At 70.4% G+C, this 25,088-nt stretch carries 20 protein-coding genes and 1 pseudogene; 8 read left to right on the forward strand and 13 right to left on the reverse strand.

Annotated elements, in window-relative coordinates:
- The first annotated feature begins 283 nt into the window (after nt 1-283).
- From ABT137_RS13450 to ABT137_RS13465, 4 genes are all read left to right on the forward strand, one after another.
- Nucleotides 284-3,544 carry a sensor histidine kinase gene (locus ABT137_RS13450; protein ID WP_351707150.1) on the forward strand — a complete coding sequence of 1,087 codons (3,261 nt, stop codon included), beginning with the start codon at nt 284-286 and terminating at the stop codon, nt 3,542-3,544.
- 10 nt (nt 3,545-3,554) lie between these two features.
- A complete protein-coding gene (locus ABT137_RS13455; protein WP_005479603.1) occupies nt 3,555-3,968 on the forward strand; it encodes a roadblock/LC7 domain-containing protein in 414 nt (137 codons plus the stop codon).
- 96 nt (nt 3,969-4,064) lie between these two features.
- Nucleotides 4,065-4,634, forward strand: a complete 570-nt coding sequence (locus ABT137_RS13460) for a DUF742 domain-containing protein (RefSeq protein WP_351707153.1) — start codon at nt 4,065-4,067, stop codon at nt 4,632-4,634.
- On the forward strand, nt 4,615-5,196 hold the full coding sequence (locus ABT137_RS13465; protein ID WP_046729246.1) for a GTP-binding protein: 582 nt from the start codon (nt 4,615-4,617) through the stop codon (nt 5,194-5,196). The genes ABT137_RS13460 and ABT137_RS13465 overlap by 20 nt, the downstream gene beginning before the upstream one ends.
- Before the next feature lie 236 nt (nt 5,197-5,432).
- Here the strand turns inward: ABT137_RS13465 and ABT137_RS13470 are convergent, their stop codons facing one another.
- Both ABT137_RS13470 and ABT137_RS13475 read right to left on the reverse strand, forming a co-directional pair.
- Nucleotides 5,433-5,633: an acyl-CoA carboxylase subunit epsilon gene (locus tag ABT137_RS13470; RefSeq protein ID WP_046729245.1), complete on the reverse strand. Its 201-nt coding sequence runs from the start codon at nt 5,631-5,633 to the stop codon at nt 5,433-5,435.
- A 35-nt stretch (nt 5,634-5,668) separates the two neighbouring features.
- Nucleotides 5,669-7,264 (reverse strand): acyl-CoA carboxylase subunit beta, encoded by a 1,596-nt coding sequence (locus tag ABT137_RS13475; RefSeq protein WP_351707157.1) that lies wholly within the window; start codon nt 7,262-7,264, stop codon nt 5,669-5,671.
- A gap of 465 nt (nt 7,265-7,729) precedes the next feature.
- Here ABT137_RS13475 and ABT137_RS13480 point away from each other — a divergent pair, with 465 nt between their 5' ends.
- Nucleotides 7,730-8,326, forward strand: a complete 597-nt coding sequence (locus tag ABT137_RS13480; protein ID WP_351707160.1) for a YceI family protein — start codon at nt 7,730-7,732, stop codon at nt 8,324-8,326.
- A 107-nt stretch (nt 8,327-8,433) separates the two neighbouring features.
- On the opposite strand, the gene ABT137_RS13485 is transcribed toward ABT137_RS13480, so the two are convergent.
- Both ABT137_RS13485 and ABT137_RS13490 read right to left on the reverse strand, forming a co-directional pair.
- Nucleotides 8,434-9,117 carry a DUF899 family protein gene (locus ABT137_RS13485; protein ID WP_351707163.1) on the reverse strand — a complete coding sequence of 228 codons (684 nt, stop codon included), beginning with the start codon at nt 9,115-9,117 and terminating at the stop codon, nt 8,434-8,436.
- A 110-nt stretch (nt 9,118-9,227) separates the two neighbouring features.
- Nucleotides 9,228-9,543, reverse strand: a pseudogene (locus ABT137_RS13490) (ATP-binding protein).
- A 35-nt stretch (nt 9,544-9,578) separates the two neighbouring features.
- Here ABT137_RS13490 and ABT137_RS13495 point away from each other — a divergent pair.
- Nucleotides 9,579-10,037 (forward strand): MarR family winged helix-turn-helix transcriptional regulator, encoded by a 459-nt coding sequence (locus ABT137_RS13495; RefSeq protein WP_351707166.1) that lies wholly within the window; start codon nt 9,579-9,581, stop codon nt 10,035-10,037.
- Here the strand turns inward: ABT137_RS13495 and ABT137_RS13500 are convergent.
- Nucleotides 10,034-11,089 (reverse strand): FUSC family protein, encoded by a 1,056-nt coding sequence (locus ABT137_RS13500; protein WP_351707169.1) that lies wholly within the window; start codon nt 11,087-11,089, stop codon nt 10,034-10,036. The genes ABT137_RS13495 and ABT137_RS13500 overlap by 4 nt on opposite strands.
- Nucleotides 11,090-11,151: 62 nt before the next feature.
- Here ABT137_RS13500 and ABT137_RS13505 point away from each other — a divergent pair, with 62 nt between their 5' ends.
- The gene (locus tag ABT137_RS13505; protein ID WP_351707172.1) at nt 11,152-11,574 is read left to right on the forward strand and encodes a MarR family winged helix-turn-helix transcriptional regulator; all 423 of its coding nucleotides are present in this window, start codon (nt 11,152-11,154) and stop codon (nt 11,572-11,574) included.
- A 1-nt stretch (nt 11,575) separates the two neighbouring features.
- Here the strand turns inward: ABT137_RS13505 and ABT137_RS13510 are convergent, their stop codons facing one another.
- Together ABT137_RS13510 and ABT137_RS13515 are read right to left on the reverse strand one after the other, a co-directional pair.
- Nucleotides 11,576-12,955, reverse strand: coding sequence for a hypothetical protein (locus ABT137_RS13510; RefSeq protein WP_351707175.1), 1,380 nt, complete (start codon nt 12,953-12,955; stop codon nt 11,576-11,578).
- A 42-nt stretch (nt 12,956-12,997) separates the two neighbouring features.
- A complete protein-coding gene (locus tag ABT137_RS13515) occupies nt 12,998-16,009 on the reverse strand; it encodes a glycoside hydrolase family 3 protein (protein WP_351707178.1) in 3,012 nt (1,003 codons plus the stop codon).
- Between the two features lie 127 nt (nt 16,010-16,136).
- Here ABT137_RS13515 and ABT137_RS13520 point away from each other — a divergent pair, with 127 nt between their 5' ends.
- Entirely contained in the window at nt 16,137-18,002 is a 1,866-nt protein-coding gene (locus ABT137_RS13520) for a lectin (protein WP_351707180.1), read from the forward strand.
- Between the two features lie 94 nt (nt 18,003-18,096).
- Here the strand turns inward: ABT137_RS13520 and cimA are convergent, their stop codons facing one another.
- The 6 genes from cimA to ABT137_RS13550 all read right to left on the reverse strand — a co-directional run bounded on the left by cimA (nt 18,097) and on the right by ABT137_RS13550 (nt 25,086).
- The gene (cimA, locus tag ABT137_RS13525; RefSeq protein ID WP_351707183.1) at nt 18,097-19,707 is read right to left on the reverse strand and encodes a citramalate synthase; all 1,611 of its coding nucleotides are present in this window, start codon (nt 19,705-19,707) and stop codon (nt 18,097-18,099) included.
- Between the two features lie 284 nt (nt 19,708-19,991).
- The gene (locus ABT137_RS13530; RefSeq protein WP_351707186.1) at nt 19,992-21,293 is read right to left on the reverse strand and encodes an MFS transporter; all 1,302 of its coding nucleotides are present in this window, start codon (nt 21,291-21,293) and stop codon (nt 19,992-19,994) included.
- 37 nt (nt 21,294-21,330) lie between these two features.
- Nucleotides 21,331-22,479, reverse strand: a complete 1,149-nt coding sequence (locus ABT137_RS13535; protein WP_351707189.1) for a TolB-like translocation protein — start codon at nt 22,477-22,479, stop codon at nt 21,331-21,333.
- A gap of 61 nt (nt 22,480-22,540) precedes the next feature.
- Nucleotides 22,541-23,287 carry a hypothetical protein gene (locus ABT137_RS13540; RefSeq protein WP_351707192.1) on the reverse strand — a complete coding sequence of 249 codons (747 nt, stop codon included), beginning with the start codon at nt 23,285-23,287 and terminating at the stop codon, nt 22,541-22,543.
- A 122-nt stretch (nt 23,288-23,409) separates the two neighbouring features.
- Nucleotides 23,410-24,009, reverse strand: coding sequence for a TetR/AcrR family transcriptional regulator (locus tag ABT137_RS13545; protein WP_351707195.1), 600 nt, complete (start codon nt 24,007-24,009; stop codon nt 23,410-23,412).
- A gap of 42 nt (nt 24,010-24,051) precedes the next feature.
- Nucleotides 24,052-25,086 (reverse strand): agmatine deiminase family protein, encoded by a 1,035-nt coding sequence (locus ABT137_RS13550; RefSeq protein WP_351707198.1) that lies wholly within the window; start codon nt 25,084-25,086, stop codon nt 24,052-24,054.
- Nucleotides 25,087-25,088: the final 2 nt, after the last annotated feature.

Genomic DNA, 25,088 nt, shown 5'->3' on the forward strand with positions numbered 1-25,088 from the left:
AGAGGAATCCAGTGGTATCGCCACGCGTCGCGGTCACGCGGTGCCGCTGCGCTCACAATGGCCCCGCCTTTTGGCGGGGCTCGCTCTTTATGACCGTTTTATCTGGGGCTTACATCCGTGCGCTCTGCCCCAATGGACTGTTTGGAAGTGCACCGGCCCCCGTGCTGGAATGCCTGAACTGCCCATAAGTCAAAGACGTACTGAGTAGTGGTCTGAGACACACCGGGCTCTGAGAGACTGCGGCACGACGATAGGTGCCCGCCGCCGAGAGGTTGTTGGTCGAGTGAGGCGAAGCAAGAACGGTCCCGAGCCGTCGGCACGGGGCAACTTCACCCCGCCGCCGCGCGCTGCGGCGCCCACCCCTGTGCCAGCCGCGGAACCACCGGCCGCGCCCGCGAAGAGCGGCGGCCGTTTCTCCCCGCGGAACTGGCGAGTGCCGACCAGGCTGAACGCGATTCTGCTCATACCCGTGGTCGTCGGCCTGGTCATGGGCGGCTTCCAGGTGAAGAGCTCGATCGACACCTGGCAGGACGCCCGGGACGCGGAGAACACCGCGCGCCTGGTCCGCGCCGCCCTCAGCTACGGAGACGCCCTTTACAACGAGCGTGACGTCAGCGCGGCACCGCTGCTCCTGGGCAAGGACAAGGCGACGGTCACCCAGGCGCGTGCCGCGACCGACAAGGCCGCCGACGCCTTCGACGCCGCCGCGCAGAACATGCCGCAGAAGCCGGGCCTGGAGCGCCGCCTGAAGCTGTTCCGCGAGGCCGAGCCGCAGCTCACGAACCTGCGCGCCGCGGCGTACACCAGCAAGCTCAGCGGTGTGCAGACCGAAGAGGGTTACACCCAGGTCGCCCACCCGCTGATGGAGTTCGCCAACGAGCTCGGTCTGGGCACCGGAAACATCACCTCCTACGGCCGTACCGTCTACGCCATCTCGCTCACCAAGGCGGCCCTGTCGCTGGAGCGGTCGATCGGCATGCACCTGCTGGTCAAGCCCGGCCCGGACGCCGGCAACCTGGCCAGCCAGCGGGTCGCACTCTCCTCGTACGCCTACCTCGAGGGCATCGCCGTCGAGGAGTACATCGGCGGCGGCACCGAGGCGGACGCGCAGAAGCTGACCGACCTCGAGAAGAAGATCAAGACGGACGGCGCGGCGCTGGTCCAGCAGGCGAAGGCCAAGGACCCGAACTACGTGGCCCCGCCGTCCAAGGACAACGCGATGGTCAGCGCGTTGGCCACGCTGCAGGACACCGACCCGAGCACCCGCCAGGCGCTGGCCACCCAGGGCATCACCGCCGAGAACTGGTGGACGGTCAACACCCTCAAGTACCAGGCCTACCGCACGATCGAGTCGGACATGGCCGACAAGGCGGTGAGCGAGGCCTCCGACATCGCCGACAGCGCCAAGACGGACGCGTTCATCACCGCCGCCGCGGTCATGGTCGCGCTGCTCGCCGCGTTCATCCTGGCCGGCATGGTGGCCCGCCAGATGTCCCGCTCGATGCGCCAGCTGCGCAACGCCGCCTTCGGCATCGCCGAGCAGCGCCTGCCGATGCTGGTCGACCAGCTCTCCCGCACCGACCCCGGCCGGGTCGACACCCGGGTGGCGCCGATCCCGATCACCTCGACCGACGAGATCGGCGAAGTCGCCCGCGCGTTCGACCAGGTCCACCGCGAGGCCGTCCGGCTCGCCGCCGAGCAGGCCCTGCTGCGGGGCAACATCAACGCGATCTTCACCAACCTGTCGCGCCGCAACCAGTCGTTGATCGAGGGCCAGCTGACCCTGATCACCGACCTGGAGAACAACGAGGCCGACCCGGACCAGCTGGAGAACCTCTTCAAGCTGGACCACCTCGCGACCCGTATGCGCCGCAACGGCGAGAACCTCCTGGTCCTCGCCGGCGAGGAGCCCGGCCGCCGCTGGGACCAGCCGGTCCCGCTGGTCGACGTCCTGCGCGCCGCCTCCTCCGAGGTGGAGCAGTACGAGCGCGTCGAGCTCTCCGGCGTCCCGGAGGCCGAGATCCACGGCCGCGCGGTCACCGACCTCGTGCACCTGCTCGCCGAGCTCCTGGAGAACGCCACCACGTTCTCCTCGCCGCAGACCAAGGTCCGCGTCACCGCGACCCGTCTCCCCGACGGCCGCATCATGATCGAGATCCACGACAAGGGCATCGGCCTCACCGCCGAGGACTTCGCGGACATCAACCACAAGCTGGCCAACCCGCCGACCGTGGACGCCGCGATCTCCCAGCGCATGGGCCTCTTCGTGGTCGGGCGCCTCTCCGACCGGCACGGCATCCGGGTCCAGCTGCGCCCCTCCGGCGAGCAGGCAGGCACCACCTCGCTGGTCATGCTGCCGGACGCGATCACCCACGGCGGTGGCGGCGAACAGCCTCTGGAGCGCGACGAGTTCACGGTCTCGCAGATCATCCCGGAGCAGCAGTTCCAGCCCGAGAGCTTCGGCCAGCCGCAGCTCCAGCCGATGCGTACGGCGGCCGAACTCGGCTTCGACGACAGCCGCTACATCGAGGTCCCCGACGACATCCGCGACCTGGACCCCGTGGGCCGCTCGCTGATGCGCGAGGAGCGCCGTGCGGCCCTGGAGGCCCAGGCGCAGCCCCCGCAGGCCTCACAAGCCCCACAGGCCCCGCAGGAGACCGCTGAGATTCCTGCGTACGTCGACGAGTTCGACAGCGGCCGGCAGGGCTACGACCCGAACGGTACGGGCTTCCAGGAGCAGCCCACGGGCTACGACGGGCAGCCGGCGTACCAGGAGCAGCCGCAGAGCACGTACGACGAGCAGTACTACGCGCCGAACGGCGGCCTGCCGCAGAACGACACGTTCTCCCCCGACGCGTTCTCCGCCAACGGCGGCTACCCGGAGCCCACTTATCCGGAGCCGGTGCAGGAGGAGCCCGCGGCCGCGCAGGCCGCCGCCGCGGAGGCGTTCCCGGCCTTCGGCGAGCAGCCCTACCAGGACGACTGGCCGCAGCAGGACGGTTACACGAACGGCTACCCGGCCCAGTACGCTCCGCAAGCGGAGTCGGCGCAGGCCGGTGACGTGGACGAGCGGAACCACGTAGGCTTCGACCGTCCGGGACCGGCCCCTTCCAACGGCCACCGGCTGACCGACGCGGGGCTGCCCCGCCGAGGCTCCGTCGGCGGCGGCACGGGCGGCCGGAACGGCGCGGGTGCCATGCAGCAGGCTCCGGCCGCGGCACCGGCACCGGCTCCCGGGCCGGCCGGCGACAACTCCTGGCGTTCGCAGAACGACGAGCGCTGGCAGCAGGCCTCGGCGCTGCGGAGGCCCAAGGCGGGCGGGGTCACCTCCTCCGGTCTGCCGAGGCGGGTACCCAAGGCCAACCTGGTCGAGGGAGCCGCCGAGAGCACCCCTCAGGGAGGCCCACAGGTCTCCCGCGCCCCGGAGGACATCCGGGGCAGGCTGAGCAACCTGCGTCGCGGCGTCGAGCGCGGGCGCAGCGCAGGCAGTGAAACGAACGGCCAGGGCTTCGGTCCTGACAGCACCTACAACCAGGAGCGTTAGTGTGAGCCCGATGAGCCAGGCGGCACAGAACCTGAACTGGTTGATCACCAACTTCGTGGACAACACCCCGGGGGTGTCCCACACGGTGGTGGTCTCCGCCGACGGACTCCTTCTGGCGATGTCCGAAGGCTTCCCCCGCGACCGCGCCGACCAGCTCGCGGCCGTCGCCTCCGGTCTGACGTCTCTGACGGCAGGCGCCTCCCGGATCTTCGAGGGCGGCAGCGTGAATCAGACGGTTGTGGAGATGGAGCGGGGATTCCTGTTCATCATGTCCGTTTCCGATGGTTCCTCGCTCGCGGTCCTGGCCCACCCGGAGGCCGACATCGGCCTGATTGGGTACGAGATGGCCCTTTTGGTGGACCGCGCGGGCACGGTACTTACCCCGGATCTGCGTGCGGAACTCCAGGGAAGCCTTCTCAACTAATAGTCAGACGGTGCGTTTTCGCGTCCCGGGGCCGTAAGGTTTCGGGACGCGGCTCCACAAGGTTGGGTGCCCGGCACGGTCGGAGGAGGAGAGAAAGTGGCAACACCCCCAGGCGGTTCTAATAACGGCAACTGGTCGTACGGGCCTGCGCAGGGCCAGGGCGACGGTTCCGGGAACCGGTACAACTTCCCCTCCACGCCGAGCCACCGGCAGCCGTACGCTCCGCAGGGCCCCGGTCCCTCGCCGTACGACCAGCCGCCGGCGCCGCGCATCCAGCCGGTGCAGCCGCAGCGCCGCCCCGAGCCGGCGCCGGCCTCGGGATCCAGCAACCCCCTGGTGCGTCCGTACGCCATGACCGGCGGCCGGACCCGCCCGCGGTACCAGCTCGCCATCGAGGCGCTGGTGCACACCACCGCGCAGCCGCACCAGATGCAGGGCCAACTGCCCGAGCATCAGCGGATCTGCAACCTCTGCCGGGAGATCAAGTCGGTGGCCGAAGTCTCGGCCCTGCTCTCGATCCCTCTCGGCGTGGCCAGGATCCTCGTCGCCGACTTGGCGGAGGCGGGCCTGGTCGCCATCCATCAGCCCGGCGGCGACGAGAACGCCGGTGGCCAGCCAGACGTGACACTGCTCGAAAGGGTGCTCAGTGGACTTCGCAAGCTCTAGCGGCGGTCCTTCCCGCTCCACCACCTCCGCGAAGATCGTGGTGGCGGGCGGCTTCGGCGTGGGCAAGACCACGTTCGTCGGCGCCGTCTCGGAGATCAACCCGCTGCGCACAGAGGCCGTGATGACGTCCGCGTCTGCCGGCATCGACGACCTCACCCACACCGGGGACAAGACGACCACGACGGTCGCCATGGACTTCGGCCGCATCACCCTGGACCAGGACCTGATCCTGTACCTGTTCGGCACCCCCGGTCAGGACCGCTTCTGGTTCATGTGGGACGACCTGGTACGCGGCGCCATCGGCGCGATCGTCCTGGTCGACACCCGGCGTCTCGCCGACTGCTTCCCCGCGGTCGACTACTTCGAGAACTCGGGCCTGCCGTTCGTCATCGCCCTCAACGGCTTCGACGGCAACCAGCCGTACAACCCCGAAGAGGTACGCGAGGCGCTGCAGATCGGGCCCGACACGCCGATCATCACGACCGACGCCCGGCACCGCGCCGATGCGAAGTCGGCGCTGATCACTCTGGTCGAGCACGCTCTGATGGCTCGGCTGCGGTAGTTCCGGCGACCTGGCTGCCACGGCCGGTCGTACGCCGACTGCGAGTGGATCGTGGCTCGTCGCGCAGTTCCTCCCCCAGCCTTCGGCCGGGGGGTACCCCCAGCGCCCCTTGAGGGGCGCGTACTGGGCCCCTTCTTCGAAGGGGCCCAAAGTTTTCGGTCCTCGCACACGGAGAAGGGCCCCTCTCGGACAGAGAGGGGCCCTTCTCCTACGTACTGTCGGCTGAGCGGCGCAGCCTAGCCGTGCCAGCTGTGCGGGGCGCGGAAGCCGTTCTCGCGCTCCAGGCGGCGCCAGCCTGCCTTGGCGCGGCCGCGGTGGGTCTGCTCGGTGTCGGCGGTCGGCCGGGCGGCCGCGCGGGCCAGGAGGACCGCCGTGATGGCGGCGACTTCCTCCGGGTCGGCATTGCCCTTCTCGACGCGGATGTCAGGCACGTTCATGGGTGTCAGTCTCCGTGAGAGAGGTTTCCGCAGGATTACTGCGGGGGGTTGCCGTGCTTACGCGACGGCAGGTCGGCGTGCTTGGTGTGCAGCATCGCCAGCGACTTGGCGAGCACCTCGCGGGTCTCGGCCGGGTCGATGACGTCGTCGACCAGGCCGCGCTCGGCCGCGTAGTAGGGGTGCATCAGCTCGGACTTGTACTCCTTGACCATGCGGGCCCGCATGGCCTCGGGGTCCTCGGCGGAGGAGATCTGCCGACGGAAGATCACGTTGGCCGCACCCTCGGCGCCCATGACCGCGATCTCGTTCGTCGGCCATGCGTACGTCAGGTCGGCACCGATCGACTGGGAGTCCATCACGATGTAGGCACCTCCGTACGCCTTGCGCAGGATCAGGGAGATCCGGGGCACGGTCGCGTTGCAGTAGGCGTAGAGGAGCTTCGCGCCGTGGCGGATGATCCCGCCGTGCTCCTGGTCGACACCGGGGAGGAAGCCCGGTACGTCCAGGAATGTGACGATCGGAACATTGAAAGCGTCACACATCTGAACAAAGCGCGCAGCTTTTTCGCTCGCCTCGATGTCCAGGACGCCCGCGAGAACCTGCGGCTGGTTGGCGATGATGCCGACCACCTGGCCGTCGATCCGGGCCAGCGCGCAGATGATGTTCCGCGCCCAGCGCTCGTGGACCTCCAGGTACTCGCCGTCGTCGACGATCTCCTCGATGACCTTGGTCATGTCGTACGGCCGGTTGCCGTCGGCCGGGACCAGGTCGAGGAGGACGTCGCTGCGGCGGTCGACGGAGTCCGTGGACTCGACGCGCGGCGGGTTCTCGCGGTTGTTCTGCGGGAGGAGCGAGAGGAGGTAGCGGACCTCCGCGATGCAGGTCTCCTCGTCGTCGTACGCGAAGTGGCAGACGCCGGAGGTCTCCGCGTGGACGTCGGCGCCGCCGAGCCCGTTCTGGGTGATCTCCTCGCCGGTGACCGCCTTGACGACGTCCGGTCCCGTGATGAACATCTGCGAGGTCTCGCGGACCATGAAGACGAAGTCGGTGAGGGCGGGCGAGTAGGCCGCGCCACCGGCGCACGGGCCGAGCATCACGCTGATCTGCGGGATGACACCGCTCGCCTTGGTGTTGCGCTGGAAGATGCCGCCGTAGCCGGCGAGGGCGGAGACGCCCTCCTGGATCCGGGCGCCGGCGCCGTCGTTCAGCGAGACCAGCGGGGCACCGGCCGCGATGGCCATGTCCATGATCTTGTGGATCTTGGTGGCGTGGGCCTCGCCCAGCGCGCCGCCGAAGATCCGGAAGTCATGGGCGTAGACGAAGACGGTACGGCCGTCGACCGCGCCCCAGCCGGTGATGACACCGTCGGTGTACGGCTTCTTGGCCTCCAGCCCGAAGCCGACCGCGCGGTGCCGGCGCAGCTGCTCGACCTCCTGGAAGGAACCCGGGTCCAGGAGCAGCTCGATGCGCTCCCGGGCCGTCAGCTTGCCCTTGGCGTGCTGCGCCTCGGTCGCCTTCTCGCTGGGGCCCGCCACGGCCACCGCACGGATCTCGTGCAGCTCGGCGACCCGTCCGCGCGCGTCCGTCGGTTCACCGGTGGGCTCGCCCGTGGTCTCTTCCAAAACGGTCATGTAGCGACCTTACGAAGGACACCAAGGAATGCGAGACGTCGACTCCGTACAGTCTCCGACGCGTTTTCCTGGAACCACTGAACAGAACCAGAACCACATGCAGCCGTTCCGACTGCTCAGAGGGCTTCGCCGTTGTAGGGGTGCGACAAAGGCGAGGTTGAGATGCGCCTCACATTCACCGGCGGCCCATACCACCCGCGGAGTAATACAGGCCTCCGGACGGCGGTTCACCCACACAGAGCCTAGCCGCTCCCTCCGCGGGTCCCGTCGCCCTATCACGCGACACACCACTACGTTGAGTAATGACCGCGACACGCGTGCGGATGATGTTGAAGGTTGAATGGAATGGGTCTACGGTGTCTTTCATTGAGTTCGTTGAACGTTAAACATCAAGGTCGCGCCTTCCGTACGTACCGCTGCACGCACCGCTCGGAAGTCGCGCCCCGTCCCCTCAAGGAGCACCTCATGGGCATCTTCGGCCGCAAGAACGACGAGACCACCGCCGCCGGCACGACCGCCGACACGGCCGCGCTGACCGGCGACTACACGATCGACCCGGCGCACACCACGCTCGGCTTCGTGGCCCGCCACGCGATGGTCACCAACGTCAAGGGCAGCTTCCAGGAGTTCGAGGGCACCCTGCACCTGGACGGCGCGGACCCGTCCAAGTCCACGGCCTCCCTCGACATCAAGATGGACAGCATCACCACCGGCAGCCCCGACCGCGACGGTCACCTGAAGTCGGCCGACTTCTTCAAGATCGACGAGTTCCCGACGATGACCTTCCGCTCCACCGAGGCGAAGGCCCTCGGCGGCGAGGACTACCGCATCACCGGCGACCTCACGATCCTCGGCGTCACCCGCCCGGTCACCATCGACCTGGAGTTCAACGGCGCCGCCAAGGACCCGTTCGGCAACGAGCGCGTCGGCTTCGAGGGCAAGGCCGAGATCAAGCGCTCCGACTGGGGCGTCACCTGGAACGCGGCGCTGGAGACCGGCGGCGTCCTCGTCTCCGACAAGATCAAGCTGAACTTCGACATCTCGGCGATCAAGAACGCGTGAGCCCCCGGCGCCGGACCACCGGCCCCGATCACACCCGCTGAGCGCCGCCCTCCACTCCCCTGAGGGCGGCGCTCGGCCAGGTCCGGATGCCCTGCGCGTACCGCGCCCTAGTAGTCGATGGTCGGGTACCAGTCCCCTCGCCCCTGTGGGGTCAGGTCGAGCAGGTGCCAGACGGGCGTCAGCAGGTCGATGCCGCGCTCCCGGATGTCGTCGGCCATGCGCGGATGGGCGGAGTAGGTGAGCCGGACCGTGCCGTCGCCGTCGCGGGTGAAGACGGAGACCGTGGAGTCCTGCGCGCCGTCCTCGTCCTCGCTCCCCAGGTCGTACTTGAACGTGCTGTCACCACAGCTGAGCAGCCGCAGCCGGTCCCAGCCGCGGTCACGGGCGTACGTCCGGAGGGTGGGCGGGTCGGCGGCCGCGGCGATGACGAAGTCGGCGTTGCGGGCCACGTGGTGGGCGATGCCGTTGTAACCGTCGATCCACATCGTGCACATCGGGCAGGCACTGGTCTGGAGCTTGCCGTACATGAAGTGGTAGACGACCAGCGGCCGTTCGGGCCCGGAGAACAGCTCGCTCAACGCGACCTCGCGCACCGGGGTGTCCCCGGCGTCGAGGTCACCGGGCCCTTCGAGGAAGACGTAGTCGTCGACGGCCGGCCCCGGCGGGAGCACCCGCCGCAGCGCCGCGACCTCCTCCCGGCGCCGCATCAGGTCGATCTCGGCCAGCCGCAGCTTCTCCCGGGCGCCGAGGTACTCCTCGGACTCCCCGTCCAGCCTGGTCTGCCGCACCATCGCGTCCTCCTGGAGTGGGGTCCCCCTCCCAGGCCCCCAAGTCTAGGCCGGTCACCCGGCTCACTCACCTTCGTGGAGCCGCGCCGGGTACCCCGCGGGCCGACGAATGATCACCCGTACACCGCGAACTCGCACCACACCACCTTCCCCGGCTCCCGCTCCCCCACCCCCCACTTGTCCGCGAGCAGCGTGACCAGCAGCAGGCCCCGGCCGTGCTCCGAGTCCGGGGACATGTCGCCGTAGCGGAGTTCGCCCGGGCCGCTGTCGTGGACCTCGGCGCGGAGGACTCCGTCGGGGTAGGGCGAGCCGGACGCGGAAGCCGCGGCCCGGGGGGACGCCGTGGAGCAACGCGTTGGTGGCCAGTCCACTCACGCAGAGCCGAAGGACCTTGACCTCAAGCGAGGTTGAGCTCCTAGGGTCGGTCACTCCGAAACAGGCAGGCCAAGACGGAGGGACCGGTCATGCAGTACTCGCACACCGACGCCGAACTGCTCCAGCAGCCCATCGGCTACTGGAGTTGGGCCGCCTACAAGTCCGTCGTGGACCGCATCCGCGCCGCGCTCTCCGGGATCGGTACCACCCAGCCGCAGTGGTGGGTCCTCGCGCAGGTCGCAAACGCCGACCGCGTCAAGACCCGCGACGAGGTGTCCCGTCTCCTGCGGAACTACCTCGGCGCCGGCCCGGAGATCATGGAGTCCGAGATCGACACGACCATCTCCCAGGGATGGATCACCGAGGACGCCGCGGGCCGCCTGAGCCTCACGGCCGACGGCAGGGCGTTCTACGACAGGGCCGCGGCCGTCCAGGACGAACTGCGAGCGGAACGGCACGCGGGCATCCCCGACGAGGAGTACCTCATCACTCTCAAGGTGCTGCAACGCTTCATCCACAACACGGGCGGCCAGGCCTGGCACCACTAGGTCCATGCCGGCCGTGTCGCGCCGGGCTCGCGGCGTTTCGGTACCGGCAGCAGCCACCAGGCCGACGCCACCGCCAGGACCGCGCCCACCGCGATGCCCTCCAGGCGGGTCGGCAGCAGGGAGGCGGCGTCCTGGCCGAAGTAGCCGAGGAGGAGGGAGAGGGCGCAGGTCATGCCGGCGGCCCAGTAGGCGTAGTTCAGGGGGCGCAGCCAGAGGGCGATCGCGAGGGTCGTGAACATCAGGGCCACCGCGGTGTGGCCGGTGACGCCGGCCGCCGCCACGCCCGCCGCCAGGAGCGTGCCGAGGCAGGCGCCGGCCAGGCGTTCAAGTCCCTTGCGCAGGACGTCGGTCCGGCCGCGGTTGCCGCTCGCGGCGACGTAGGCGGTCAGTACGACCCAGGGCCAGTGGTCGTCGAAGAGCAGGTGGCCGAGGGCGAAGGCGGCGGCGATCCCGGCGGCCATCTGGAGTGCCATGCGGGTGCTGGGGCGGGGGTGGAGGCGGGAGCGGCGCGAGGGTGTGGCGGGGGCCGGGTCCGGGCGCCAGGGGCCGAAGTGGTCCGCCGGCCCCTGCACCAGCCACACAGCGGCGCACGCCATCGCGCCGATCAGCGCCGACCAGCCCCAGGTCACCAGCCCGCTCTGGGCCTCGGGCGGCAGGGCCGGGCCGGGCACGACGAGCAGGGCGACCAGCGGGAGGGCGATCAGGGTGCCGGCCTTGGTGGCGGCGGGCCCGTAGCGGCGGATCCAGATGGCCAGCGCCATCGCGGCCGTGTAGACGGCGGCGCCGATCGGGTAGTGGGAGGCGATCAGGCGGGCGAGGAAGATCGAGGCGCCGGCCGTGACGGGCAGCAGCACCAGTGCGGTGAGCCGGCGGCGGGTGTCGGCGGTGCGCTGGCTGGAGGCGAGGGTCAGGGACAGGGCGACCGCGAGGACCAGCACGTCGGTGTGCAGCCCGGCGGCCCTCTCCAGTGCCAGCGCGGCTCCCCAGGAGAGCAGCACGGCTGTCATCGTCAGCCCGGCTTCGTACGCATTGCGTATGAGTTTGACGGTCACAAGGGTTGAGAGTACGGGATATTGCGCCGCCAGTAGTAAGTATGCGCGTACGATCTCTCTCCATGGAGCACCTCGCCGAAGCCGCCCGTTTCCGTCGTGCCGTCCTCCGCTTCAACCGTCGGCTGCGGCAGGAGCGCGTGGACGGGAGCCTCAGTCCCAATCAGCTGTCGGTGCTCGGCCATCTGTACCGGCACGGGCCGTCCACGCCCGGCGAGGTCGCGGCCGCCGAGCGGCAGCGGCCGCAGTCGCTGACCCGGGTCTTCGCGGAGCTGGAGACGGAGGGGCTGGTCGGGCGGGCGCCGGACCCTGCCGACCGACGGCAGTCCGTGCTGAGCCTGACCGCGGCGGGGCGGCGGGCGCTGGAGGACGACATGGCGCAGCGGGACGCCTGGCTGGCCGAGGCGCTCGGGGCGTTGAGCGAGACCGAGCGCGGGGTGCTGTCGCTCGCGGCCGCCGTGATGGAGCGGCTGGGGGACGCCCGGTAGGTCAGAAGCCGCCGCCGAAGTCCCCGCTGTCGCCGCCCCCGCCGCCGAAGTCCCCGCCCCCGCCGAAGTCGCCGCCTCCGAAGGACCCGAAGTCCCCGGGGTCGAAGTCCGCGCCCGACACATCGCCGCCCTGGTAGCCGCCGGCGCCGAAGTCGCCGTACCCGGTGCCGTAGTCGGCCGCGTAGGCGGGGGCGGACATCCAGCCGCCCAGGGCGGTGCCGAGGAGGAGGCCGGGGAGGATGCCGCCGCCGAAGTAGCCGCCCGCCCAGGGGCCGTAGGCGGGGCCCGCGTCCCAGTAGGGGCGGCGGCCGTAGTCGGTGTCGACCTCGCGGACCGCGGGATCGTGGCCGTCGGCGAGGCGGGTGGCGTCGGCCGCGCAGACCGGGACCTCGCGGGGCGCGCCGCCGGGCGGGGTCCAGGTGGCGTCCGTGACCGAGGGGCCGTGCCGGGGGTCGAAGAAGCAGGGCGGGCGGCGCTCCGGGAGCGGGCGGCCCTCGCGGCGGGCGGCCAGCTCGGCGAGCGAGAAACGGCCGTCCTCCAGGGCCTGGGTGACCGCCCGGACGTCCTCCGGTCTGCGGGCGTCGGCCATCGCGGACTTCGCCTGCTCGTAGGCGTTCAGCGCGCGCTCGTAGCCGGCGCGCATCGCGTCGTCGGCGCCCGGCTCGGCCGGGTGGAAGTCGAGGCGGTCCAATTCCTCGCCGAACGCGGTGATGTCCTCGTCCACGACCACCCGGAGCCGGTCCAGGGCGGCCCGCTGCTCTTCTTCGTGGCGCCGGCGGTTGCGGCGGACCAGGGCGTACGCGCCCGCCCCGCCGACCACGACCGCGGCTCCGACCGCGATCAGCGCCGTACTGGAGACTCCCGAGCCGCCCGTGCTGCCGCCGCCCCAGCTCGCGGGGGCCTTGCCGCCCATGTTGGTCAGGGCGCGGTCGGTGAAGTCGGTCAGCTGGGTCTTGGCGCTCTCGCCCTGGACGCTGGTGACCAGGTTCTGCACGGCCGTCCGGGGCAGGACGGAGGAGTCGGCGCGGGCGTCGAAGCGGTCGCCGAGGCGGACGGCGTAGAGGCCGGTGACGCCGGTGGCGGTGCGCAGGTCGGTGAAGAGGTTCTTGGTGGGGTAGTCGGCCGGCAGGACGGCGACGAACAGGGGTTTGTTCGCGTCCTTGATCTGCCGGGCCAGCGCGTCGGCGTCGGCCGTGGAGAGCTGGGCGGCGGCCGCCGGGTCGACGTACACCGGGTTCTTGCGCAGGGCGTCGGCGACCGCCGAGACGCCGGTGACCGCGCTCGCCCGTGGGGCGGGCGCGGTCAGGGCGACCAGCGCAAGCGCAAGCGCCAGGAACAGCAGCCCCGGGAGGCTTCGGGTGGTCCGTCGCACCGCGTTCATGCTTCGAAACTACCCCCAAGCCTCCCCAGGAGCGCTGTCCTCCTACGCTGCCCGGTAGGCCTCCGTCAGCTTCTCCACCGCCGCCGCGTACTTGCCGGTCAGCAGCAGGTGGTCCGCGTCGGCGAAGGGCTTGGAGACAGCAGCCGTGACCGACTGCCCGATCTTCGCCTGGACCAGCAGCCGGGCCTTGGTGACGAGCTTGCGGCCGGCCGAGTCGGAGCCCGTCCGTTCCGCCGCCCTCGCCGCCGCGCCGAGCGCCTTCAGGGTGGCCTCGCCGCCCTTGGGGTCCTTGGTCAGCGTGGTCAGACCCCAGCCGTAGGGGTACTGCGGGTCGTACGACGCGTCGCCCACGTTGATCGGCAGCTGCGCCTCGGACTTCGGCCAGGTGACCGGGAGCTGACCGGTGAAGGCCTTCTTCCCGTAGAGCACGTCGGCCACGCCGTCGCCCTCGGTGCCCGGCAGCCAGGAGGCCACCAGGGCGTCGATCTCGCCGAGCCGGTCGCCGATCAGCTGCGGGCGCCCGGAGACGACCAGCACCGCGCACTTCATGGCCGCGCACACCTTGTCCACGGCGGCCTGGTCGGCGGGGGTCAGCGTGAGGTCGTTGCCGTTGCCGACGTCTCCGACGCCCTCGGCGTACGGGGTCTCGCCGACCACGACCACGCCCACGTCGTACCCGCTCGTCGACGCCGAGGCGTCCTTGGAGTAGGTGACGTCTCCCCCGGCGTTCTTCATGCCCTGGAGGATGGTGGTGCCGGTGGTGTGGGTGCCGGACTGGCCCTGCCAGGTGAGGGTCCAGCCGCCGGTCTGGTTGCCGAGGTCGTCGGCGTTGGACCCGGCGACGTAGACCTTCTCCGACTTCTTCAGGGGCAGGACGCCGTCGGAGTTCTTCAGCAGCACCTGCGACTCGGCGGCCGCCTGCCGGGCGACGGCCCGGTGCGCGGTGGAGCCGATCTCCGAGGCGTTGCCGGTGTCGGCGTACGGGTGCTCGAAGAGGCCCAGCTTGAACTTCTGGGTGAGGATGCGGGAGACCGCGTCGTCGATGCGCTGCTCGGTGACGCTGCCCGCCTTGACCTGGTCGGTCAGGCTCGTCGTGAAGTCCTTGTAGCCGTACGGGACCATCATCATGTCGACGCCCGCGTTGACGGCCGTGCGCACGTGGGAGGCGTAGTCGCCGGGGAGCTGGTCCATGGCGTTCCAGTCGCTGATCACGAAGCCCTGGAAGCCCATCCGGCCCTTGAGCTCGCCGGTGATCATGTCGGCGCGGGCGTGCATCTTCACCGGGCCCTGGCCGTCGCCGACGATGTCCAGCGAGGAGTACGACGGCATGACCGTGCCGATGCCCCGGTCCACGGCGGTCTGGAACGGCGCCAGGTGGATGGCCTCCAGCTGCTGCCGGGTGACCGTGGTGACGCCCTGGTCGACGGTGTACGTGCCGGTCGTGGACGAGCCGTAGGCGGTGCCGCCGTCGCCGACGAAGTGCTTGGCGGTGGCCAGGACCTTGTCGTCGTCCTTGAGGTCGCGGCCGTCGGCACGCCCCTGGAGGCCCTGGATGATGGTCTCCATGGACTTCACCAGGGCCGGGTCCTCACCGAAGGACTCGTAGGAGCGGCCCCAGCGTTCGTCACGGCTGACGCAGAGGCAGGGGGCGAAGTCCCAGGGGATGCCGGTGGCGCGGACCTCGGAGGCGGTCACCGCGCCGGTCTTCTCGGCGAGCCCGGGGTCGCGGGTGGCGCCGATGCCGATGTTGTGCGGCATGATCGTGGCGCCGGCCAGGTTGTTGTGGCCGTGCACCGCGTCGACGCCGTAGATCAGCGGGATCTGGAACCGGGTCGCCTGCGCCCGGAGCTGGAAGGAGTCGATCATCTGCGCCCAGGCCGCGGCCGTGTTGGGCGTGGGGGTCGAGCCGCCGCCGGAGAGCAGCGAGCCGAGGTCGTAGGCGGTGACGTCACCGCCGGTGCCCACGGCTCCGCGCTCGGCCTGGGTCATCTGGCCGACCTTCTCCTCCAGGGACATCCGGGAGAGGAGATCGGCGACCCGCTTCTTCACGGGCAACTTGCTGTCCAGGTAGGGCAGTCCGTGGGCGTCGACGACGACCTGCGGGGTCTCGGCCGGAGCCTTGGCGCCGGTGACCGTGAGCTTGAGCGGGATGGTCTCGGCCGATTCGGCCGAACGGTCCTTCAGCGTCGGCACCTTGATGGTCTGTGTGGCGCCGGAGGCCGTGCCCGCCGGGAAGGTGACGGTGCCGGAGACCGCCTGGTAGTCCTTGCCGGCCTCGGCGGTCCCGCCGGACGTCTCGTAGGCGACGGTCACCGGATCGTCGATCGGGGCCGAGCCGGTGGTCGCGACGGTGACCTTCACGGTCGCCGTGCCGCCCTCCTTGACCGGGTAGACGGCCGCGTCCGTGGTGACCGACGCGCGCAGCGCCTGGTCGGCCTTGCCGTACAACTCCACGTCGTCCATGGCGAACTGACCCTTGACCCCGACGGGGAGGGTGACCGCGTAGCCCCACATCTGGGCCAGGCCGAGGACGTGGTCGATGCCGCCGACCGGCTGATAGTCGGTCCGGTACACGAAGTCGGTGAACGGGATCTCGATCTGCTTCCAGCCGGTGAAGTCGTCGGTGAAGGACGTCGTCCACAGCTCGGAGGCCTCGCCGTTGGTGCCGCCGTCCTTGATCTCGAAGGCGATCTTCTTGCCGTTGTCCTGGCCGTCCCACCAGAAACGGATGCCCTTGTGCGCGGACCAGTCGTGGGCGGGCTCGGTGGCGGCGAAGTCGTGGGTGAAGCCGCCGTAGCCGCTGATGTCGTAGGTCCCGGAGAGGACCTTGGCGCCCTCGGGGGCGTCGGCGCGGTCGGCGAACTGGAGGGCGGGCGGGTCGTCGCTGTCGCCTCCCCAGGTGAAGATGCCCTCGGCGGGCTGGGAGGCGAAGGGGACCTCACCCTCGAAGCGGTCGACGGGGGTGGGGGCCGGGTCGTCGGCGGCGCTGGCGGCGGACAGGGGGATCAGGGCTGCGAGTAGGGCGGTGGAGACGAGCAGGGCGGCTCTTGGCATGGACCTTCCCTCGACTCTCTGGTTCACTCGGGGCTCTCACAGTTCACTCATGGCTTAGATCACGTCGTGAGTTAACTAACGGCTCGCACCCCCGTCAAGACGTCCCGTCAGGAAGGGCGATGTGCCCATGAGAAGAACCCCCCACACACTGCGCCTGTTGCTGGCCGGGCTGCTCACCGCGGCCGGTTTCAGCGCCGTCGTACCGCCGGCGCACGCGGCCGGTGAGCAGGTCACCGCGTACCTCACCACCACCGACGACTCCGCCGGACGCCATGTCACCCGCGGGCTCCAGGCGCAGACGCCGTTCGCCTTCTCCTCCGGGACCGGGGGCAGCGGCACGAACATCACCGTCGACGAGAACACCCGCTACCAGGCCTTCACCGGCGGCGGCGCGTCCTTCACGGACACCGCGGCCTGGCTGATGAACAGCAGCGGGGCGCTGTCCCAGGCCACCCGGGACGCCACCATGCAGAAGCTGTTCTCGCCGACGAACGGGATCGGGCTGTCGTTCCTGCGCAATCCGATGGGCGCCTCGGACCTGGCCCGGTACGGGTACACGTACGACGACGTGGCCGCCGGGCAGACCGACCCGAACCTCAACAGCTTCTCCATCTCGCACGACCTCGCGGACGTCGTCCCGCTCACCAAGCAGGCGCTCCAGCTGAACCCCTCTCTGACTGTCATGGCCTCGCCATGGACGGCGCCGGCGTGGATGAAGGACAGCGGCTCGCTCAACGGGGGCTGGCTCAAGTCGGAGGACTACGCCGCCTACGCCGCGTACTTCGTGAAGTACCTCCAGGCCTACCAGGCGCAGGGCGTCAACGTCTCCTACGTCACCCCGCAGAACGAGCCGACCTGTTGTTCCGGCTACCCGTCGATGAGCTGGAACGCCTCCGGGCTGCAGTACTTCCTCAAGAACGACCTGCTGCCGCAGCTCCAGTCGGCCGGCCTGTCCACCAAGGTCCTCGCGCACGACTGGAACTGGGACGTGTACGACTCGTACGCGGCCGCCCTCGTCAACGACTCGACGATCCGCAACCACCCCAACTTCGGCGGGATCGCCTGGCACGGCTACGGCGGTGACGTCTCCGAGCAGACCACCGTGCACAACCAGTACCCGACGCTGGACGCCTTCGGCACCGAGCACTCCGGCGGCACCTGGGTCGCCAACCAGCAGAAGGAGGACATGTCCAACATCATCGACTACACCCGCAACTGGGCGAAGTCGGTGACCAAGTGGTCGCTGGCCGTGGACCAGAACATGGGCCCGCACAACGGCGGCTGCGGCACCTGCACGGGTCTGATCACCGTGCACAACGGTGACGGGGCGAGCGGGACGGTCGACTACACCGTCGAGTACTACGACATGGGCCACCTGACCAAGTTCGTACGGCCCGGCGCGCAGCGGATCGCCTCCACCGCGTCCACCACCGTCCCGAACGTGGCCTGGCGCAACCCGGACGGCTCGAAGGCGCTGATCGCCTACAACGACTCGTCGAGCGCGCAGACGGTGACCATCAACTGGGGCTCGCAGCACGCCACCTACTCGCTCCCCGGCAAGACCTCGGCGACCTTCACCTGGTCCGGCACCCAGTCGGGCGGCTCCAGCCAGACCGGTGCGTTCGTGGGGCTCGCGAGCAAGTGCCTGGACGTGGCGGGCGGTTCGACCACGAACGGCACGGCCGTCCAGCTCTACGACTGCAACGGCTCCACCGCCCAGCAGTGGACCGTGCAGTCCGACGGGTCGATCCGGTCGCTCGGCAAGTGCCTCGACGTGACGTCGGCGTCGACGGCGGACGGCGCGAAGGTGCAGTTGTACGACTGCAACGGCACCGGCGCACAGCAGTGGTCGTACAACTCCTCGACGGGTGACGTGGTGAACACGGCGGCCAACAAGTGCCTGGACGTCACGGACAACTCGTCGGCGAACGGGGCGCGGGCGCAGATCTGGTCCTGCACCGGGGCGTCCAACCAGAAGTGGCACCTCCAGTAAGGCTTGCCCACCCACCACCCGACTCGGTCGGGAGAGAGGTGAGGCCCACCCGGCGTCGGCCGAGCCGGCGCCGGGTGTTCCGCCCGGCTCCTTGCTACTCCGCCGGCTCCACGCCCGCGCGCAGCAGGCCGTACGTGTACGCGTCCTCCAGGGCCTGCCAGGAGGCGGCGATGACGTTCTCCGCGACGCCCACCGTCGACCATTCGGCGCTGCCGTCGGAGGTCGAGATCAGGACGCGGGTGGTGGACTCGGTGCCGTGCTTGCCCTCCAGGATGCGGACCTTGTAGTCGACCAGGTCCAGCTTGGCGAGCTGCGGGTAGATCTTTTCGAGGCCCACGCGCAGGGCGCGGTCGAGGGCGTTGACCGGGCCGTTGCCCTCGGCCGTGGCGACGATCCGCTCGCTCTTGGCCCAGAGCTTGACGGTGGCCTCGTTGGCGTGGGTGCCGTCGGGGCGGTCCTCGACGATGGCCCGCCAGGACTCGACGCGGAAGTAGGAGCGGGGTTTGCCCTCGACCTCGGCGCGCAGCAGGAGTTCGAAGGAGGCGTCGGCGGCCTCGTAGGTGTAGCCCTTCAGCTCGCGTTCCTTGACGCGCTCCACCACCCGGCCGACCAGTTCGCGGTCGCCGCCGAGCTCGACGCCGAGTTCCTTGCCCTTGAGCTCCACCGAGGCGCGGCCGGCCATGTCGGAGACCAGCATGCGCATGGTGTTGCCGACCAGGGCCGGGTCGGTGTGCTGGTAGAGGTCGGGGTCGACCTTGATCGCGGAGGCGTGCAGCCCGGCCTTGTGTGCGAAGGCCGAGACTCCCACGTACGGCTGATGCGTCGAGGGCGTGAGGTTGACGACCTCGGCGATGGCGTGCGAGATCCGGGTCATCTCGCGGAGCCGGCCCTCGGGCAGCACCTGCTTGCCGTACTTCAGCTCCAGGGCGGCGACCACCGGGAACAGGTTGGCGTTGCCGACCCGCTCGCCGTAGCCGTTCGCCGTGCACTGGACGTGGGTGGCGCCCGCGTCGACCGCGGCCAGGGTGTTGGCGACCGCGCAGCCGGTGTCGTCCTGGGCGTGGATGCCGAGCCGGGCGCCGGTGTCCGCGAGGACGGTGGAGACGACGGCGTTGACCTGGGCGGGGAGCATGCCGCCGTTGGTGTCGCACAGGACGACCACGTCGGCGCCGGCCTCGGACGCGGCCCGTACGACGGCCTTGGCGTACTCGGGGTTGGCGCGGTAGCCGTCGAAGAAGTGCTCGCAGTCGACGAAGACCCGGCGGCCCTGGCCCTTCAGGAAGGAGACCGTGTCGCGGACCATCTCCAGGTTCTCGTCGAGGGTGGTGCGCAGGGCCAGCTCGACATGCCGGTCGTGGGACTTGGCGACCAGCGTGATCACCGGGGCGCCGGACTCCAGCAGCGCCCTGACCTGGGGGTCGTCCGCGGCCTTGGCGTTCGCCCGGCGGGTGGCGCCGAAGGCGACCAGCTGGGCGTTCCTGAAGTCGATCTCCTGCTGGGCGCGGGCGAAGAACTCGGTGTCCCGGGGGTTGGCGCCCGGCCAGCCGCCCTCGATGAAGCCCACGCCGAAGTCGTCCAGGTGCCGGGCGATGGCCAGCTTGTCCGCGACGGTGAGGTTGATGCCCTCGCGCTGCGCGCCGTCGCGCAGCGTGGTGTCGAAGACGTGGAACGAGTCGTCCAGCTCGTTGGTTTCCGTCTCGGTCATGGTCTCAAGGCTCCTGATGTCGAATCTCGGTCGTACCGGAATGACCGGCTCCACCGTCCCTCCATGGTCCCTCGCGCCTGCCTTCCGGCTGAAGGTGGGCCGGAAAACGAAAAAACCCCTCGCGGGTGCGAGAGGTCTGCGCGCGGGTCGAGGACGACGATGGCCACCCGTACCTGGTCGTACGTGGTGGTCACTGCGGACCGGCGCGCCTGCTGCCAATAATCATGGCGAACGAGAGCACGGGGGCAGTCTGGCACAGCCCCGCCTCCGGCTCACTCACCGTCTCAGGATGCGGTCGTCACACTGGGTGCCTCGCGGGACGCCGTCCGTGCCAGATCCAGGTCTTTCGTCTCCCGCATGGTGACGTACACCACAAGCGACACGGCCGCGCAGCCCGCCACGTACCAGTAGAAGCCGGACTCGATCCCGGCGTTCTTGAACCACAGGGCGACGTATTCCGCCGTCCCGCCGAACAGGGCGTTGGCGAGGGCGTAGGGCAGGGCCACGCCCAGGGCGCGGACGCCGGTCGGGAAGAGCTCGGCCTTCACACAGGCGTTGATCGAGGTGTAGCCGGTGACCACGACGAGGGCGAGCAGGGAGAGGCCGAGGGCGGGCCAGTAACCGTTCGCGTGTTTGAGGAGGGTCAGGATCGGCACGGTGAGGACGGTGCAGCCGACCGCGAAGGTGATCAGGAGGGGGCGGCGGCCGATGCGGTCGGAGAGGGCGCCGGCGAGTGGCTGGAGGCAGGCGAAGACGGTGAGCGCGGTGAAGGAGACGAGGGTCGCGGTCTCCTTGGACAGGCCCGCCGAGTTGGAGAGGTACTTCGTCAGGTAGGTGGTGTACGTGTAGTAGGCCACCGTGCCGCCCATGGTCAGCGCGACGACCAGGAACGCCTCCCGCCGGTGCTGCCACAGCAGGCGCAGGGTGCCGCGCTCGGCCGCGTGCGAGGTGTCCTCCTCGTAGACCTCGGTCTCCAGCATGGTCCGGCGCAGATAGAAGACGACGGCGGCACCCAGCGCGCCGACGGCGAAGGGGATGCGCCAGCCGTAGTCGTGCAGCGCGGTGTCGGAGAGGGTGTGCTGGAGGATGATCAGCAGGCCGAGGCCGGCGATCTGGCCCGCGGTCATCGACACGTACTGGAAGCTGGAGGCGAAGCCGCGCCGACGGGGGTCCGAGGCCTCCGTCAGATAGGTGGCGCTGGCCGCGTACTCGCCGCCCACCGAGAGTCCTTGCAGCAGGCGGGCGACGAGCAGTACGAAGGCCCCGCCGTACCCGGCGACGTCGTACGTCGGGGCGGCCGCGATGAGGAGCGCGGACACCGACATCAGCGTGACGGTGAGGGTCAGCGCGGCCTTGCGGCCCTTCCGGTCGCCGACCCGGCCCAGCAGCCAGCCGCCCACCGGGCGCATGAAGAACCCGACGGCGAAGATGCCGGCGGTGTTCATCAGTTGCGCGGTGGGATTCCCGCTCGGGAAGAACGCCCCGGCGAAGTAGGTGGCGAAGCTCGCGTACACGAACCAGTCGAACCACTCGACCATGTTGCCTGCCGAGCCGACCCAGATCTGCTTCCAGTGCTGTTGTCCCATGGGCCGTTCCTGCCCGGCGGGCGAACCGGGAATTCCCTTACTGCAAATGCCTGACGAAAACGTCCTGTTCGTTGTTGTCGTCGCCGCGCGGGTTCAGGGTGACGTCGTAGGACGTGAAGGCGATCCGGCGGGCCGAGACTCCCCCGGGCTCCACATGTCCTTCGGTCGCGACCAGGGCGCGGGTGCCGTTCGTCAAGTCCCGCACATACAGGGGGTATGCCGGGCCCTCGTGGGTGGTGAGGGTGACGTACCGGCCGTCCGCGCTGACCGCCGCGTCCCGTCCGTAGCCCTGGATGCGGTCGTTGCGGCCCGTGGCGAGGTGATGGACGAACACGTTCCAGCTGTTGTCGGTGTCGTCCGGAACCAGATGGGTGTCGGCCGATTCGAAGACGACGGTACGGCCGTCGGCGCTCAGCGCGGGGTTCAGGGACTCGCGGGCGGTGGGCGACCCGTCGGTGGAGCGGTCGATCTGGGTGCGGGTGCCGGTGCTGCGGTCGTAGAGCCAGATGTCGCTCCAGTCGTCGCCGCGCGGGCCGTTGGAGTAGGTGTACTGGTAGACGACCCGGCGGCCGTCGTCGCTGACGGTGGCGTCGCCCGCGCTGCGCGGCTCCCAGGTGGGCTTGGGCGGGCTGATCCGCTCGGTGGTGTGCGTGACGCGGTCGCGGAGGAAGACGACCGGGCCGTCCGCGGCGCTGGTGGCGGTGAAGACGGCGTACCGGGCGGTCCCGCTCAGGTAGGCGTGGCCGCCCGGGCCGAAGCCGGCCGGGAGGCCGGTGTCGAGGCGTTCGGTGCGGCCGGTGCGGCGGTCCAGCAGGTGCAGGCCCGCGTCCGTGTACGCGAGGTGGCGGCCGTCCTTGCTGAGCGACGGGTCGGTGCCGTCGGCCACGCGGGTCAGCTTTCCGGTGCGCAGGTCGCGGACGAAGAGGCCGCCGCGCGGGGCGCCGGGGAGGAGGTCGGTGGCGGTGGAGGAGAAGGCTGCGTAGCGGCCGTCGCGGCTGATGACCGCGCCGGTGGAGGCGCCGTCGCCCGCCTTCCCGGAGGGCGTGACGCTGATCGGTTCGGTGCGCGGAGCAGCATGTACGGCGGGTGCGGCGGTGGCCGTCGCCCCGGTCGCGGCCAAGGCGGCGGCGACCAGGGCGGTGGCGACCAGGGCGGTGGCGAGGGCGGTGCGGACGCGGATGTTCAAGGTGGTGATCCCCCGTGGTGTGTCGGTCGGTGAGCGGGTGAGCTAGTCAGCCGGAGTGTGGTCAGGTGTGGACGAGGAACACGTCCGAGACGCCGTTGGTGTCGCCCGGCACCAGGTCCGGCTCGGACGAGGCGAAGACGACCTCGCTGCCGTGGCGGGCGACCGCGCCGAGGGTGGCGTCGGCGGTCCAGGGCGCGATGGCCCGCTGCCTGCCGGTGCGAAGGTCACGCAGGACCAGGACGTCCGGCTCCTGCAGCACCACATGACGGGCGGTGCCGTCCGCCGCGGAGGCGGTCCGGACGGCCGACCCGAACGCCTCGATACGGCCGGTGCGCAGATCGCGCACGTACGGGTGCCACTGGTCACCGGCCGGACTCTCGGGCGTGAGGTTGGCCGACCGGGAGTTGAAGACCACCCGGCGGCCGTCGTCGGAGAGCCGGACGAGCGAGGAGTCGGCGTCGCCCGGCGTCCCGTCACGGGCGGTGCCGACGCGCCTGACCGCAGCCGTCCGCAGGTCCTTGACGAACAGACAGGTGGACACGGGCAGCGGGCAGCCGTCGCGGGGCCCCTTCGCCCCGTACGCCGCATAGCGGCCGTCGGCGCTCACGCTCGCGGTCAGCGACGCCGTGGCCAGTTGTGTCCCGTCGGCCTCGCTGCTCACCCGCCGGACGGCGTCGTGGTCCGCCGCCGACGCGGACGGCAGCGCGGTCAGCGAGACCACGACGGCCAGCGCGGCGGTGACGGTGGTGGCGGCGGTGCGGCGTAAGAGGCTTCCGGACGGCCTCGCCGAGCCGTGTTCCTCCCCCATGGCTTGTCCCCCCGTGGATTCGGACGCGTTTCCCCCGGCCCTGCGCCGAGGGCTGAACACGATGCAACCGCACCCCACAACCCGGGTCAATCACCCATATTGCGTACAACCCGGTCGTAAGGTCACGCGTCCGCGAGAAGATCCGCTTCCAGGAACTCGCGTACATGGCCGAGAACCTGGGCCCGGTCCGTGCCGCGCAGCCCGATCGCCACATGGATGGAGAAGCCGTCGAGCAGGGCGCGCAGGCGGGCGGCGAACCGGTCGGGGTCGACGGGCCGGAACTCGCGGCGCGAGATGCCCTCGGCGACCAGCGCCACCAGGTCGCGGTGCCAGGCGCCCTCGATGGCGGCCTGCCGGTCCCGGGCCGCCTCGTCGGCGTTCTGCGAGCGGTTCCAGACCTCCAGCCAGAGCGTCCAGTGCGGGTCCCGGTGCCCGTCGGGGACGTACAGGTCGACGTAGGCGTCGAGGCGTTCGCGGGCGGTGCCGCGCCGGGTGAGCAGCCGGCCGCGCTCGGCGCCCAGCCGGCCCTCGCTCCACTCCAGGGTCTGGAGCAGGAGTTCGTCCTTGGAGTGGAAGTAGTAGAGGAGATGGCCGCTGCTCATGCCGACCTCACGGCCGAGCGCGGCCATGGTGAGCTTCTCCAGGCCCCGTCCGGCGATCATCGTCATGGCGGCGGCGAGCACGTCCTCGCGGGGCGGGGCCTGTCTGCGCCCACCGGCCATCTTCGGCTCCTCGAACTACGACCAGAACCAGAACCTCTGGAACTAGATCCTCGGCTGCTGCTGGGTGATGCAGTGGATGCCTCCACCCCCCGCGAAGATCGTACGGGCGTCCACCAGTGTCACCGTCCGCTCGGGGAAGAGGCGGCGGAAGATCCCGGCGGCGATCTCGTCGCGCGGGTCGTCGAAGCCGCACAGCACGACCCCGCCGTTGCAGAGGTAGTGGTTGATGTAGGAGTAGTCGGCCCAGTGGCCGTCGGCCTCCAGGACGGTCGGGGCGGGCACCTCGACGACCTCCAGGGTGCGGCCGCGCGCGTCGGTCTGGGACCGCAGCAGGCCGATGACCTCCTTGCTCACCTCGTGGTCGGGGTGTGCGGGGTCGGGCTGGGAGTGCGCGACCACGACTCCCGGGCGGGCGAAGGCGGCGACGATGTCGACGTGCCCGAGGGTGCCGAAGCCGTACGGGGGGTAGTCGCCGGTGAGGCCGCGGGGCAGCCATATCGCCTTGCGGGTGCCGAGCATCCCGTGGATCTCGGCCTCGACCTCCGCCTTCGTCCAGCCCGGGTTGCGCTCGGGGCCCAGCTGCACCGTCTCGGTCAGCAGGACGGTGCCGTCGCCGTCGACGTGGATGGCGCCGCCCTCGTTGACCAGCTGCGAGGCGTACGTCCGCGCGCCCGCGAGGTCCGAGACATACGCGGCGATCTTCGCGTCGTGCTCCCAGCGGGCCCAGTGCTGGGCGCCCCAGCCGTTGAACGTCCAGTCGACGGCGGCCAGTTCACGTCCGTCGGTGAGGAAGGTGGGGCCGATGTCCCGCATCCAGGCGTCGTCGAGGTCCCGCTCGACGGCGTCGACGCCGGGCCCGAGCAGCGTCCGTGCCGCCGCCGACTGGCCGGGGCCGCACACGACGGTCACCGGTTCGAAGCGGAGGACGGCACGGGCCACCGACGCCCAGGCCATCCGGGCGGCGATGAGGTCGTCGGCGTCGTCGAAGGTGGGGTTGGGGCCCGGCCACGCCATCCAGGTGCGCTCGTGCGGGGTCCACTCGGCGGGCATCCGGAAACCGTCGGAGGCAGCAGTCATCG

Source organism: Streptomyces sp. NPDC001980 (genome assembly GCF_040296885.1).
Taxonomy (GTDB): domain Bacteria; phylum Actinomycetota; class Actinomycetes; order Streptomycetales; family Streptomycetaceae; genus Streptomyces.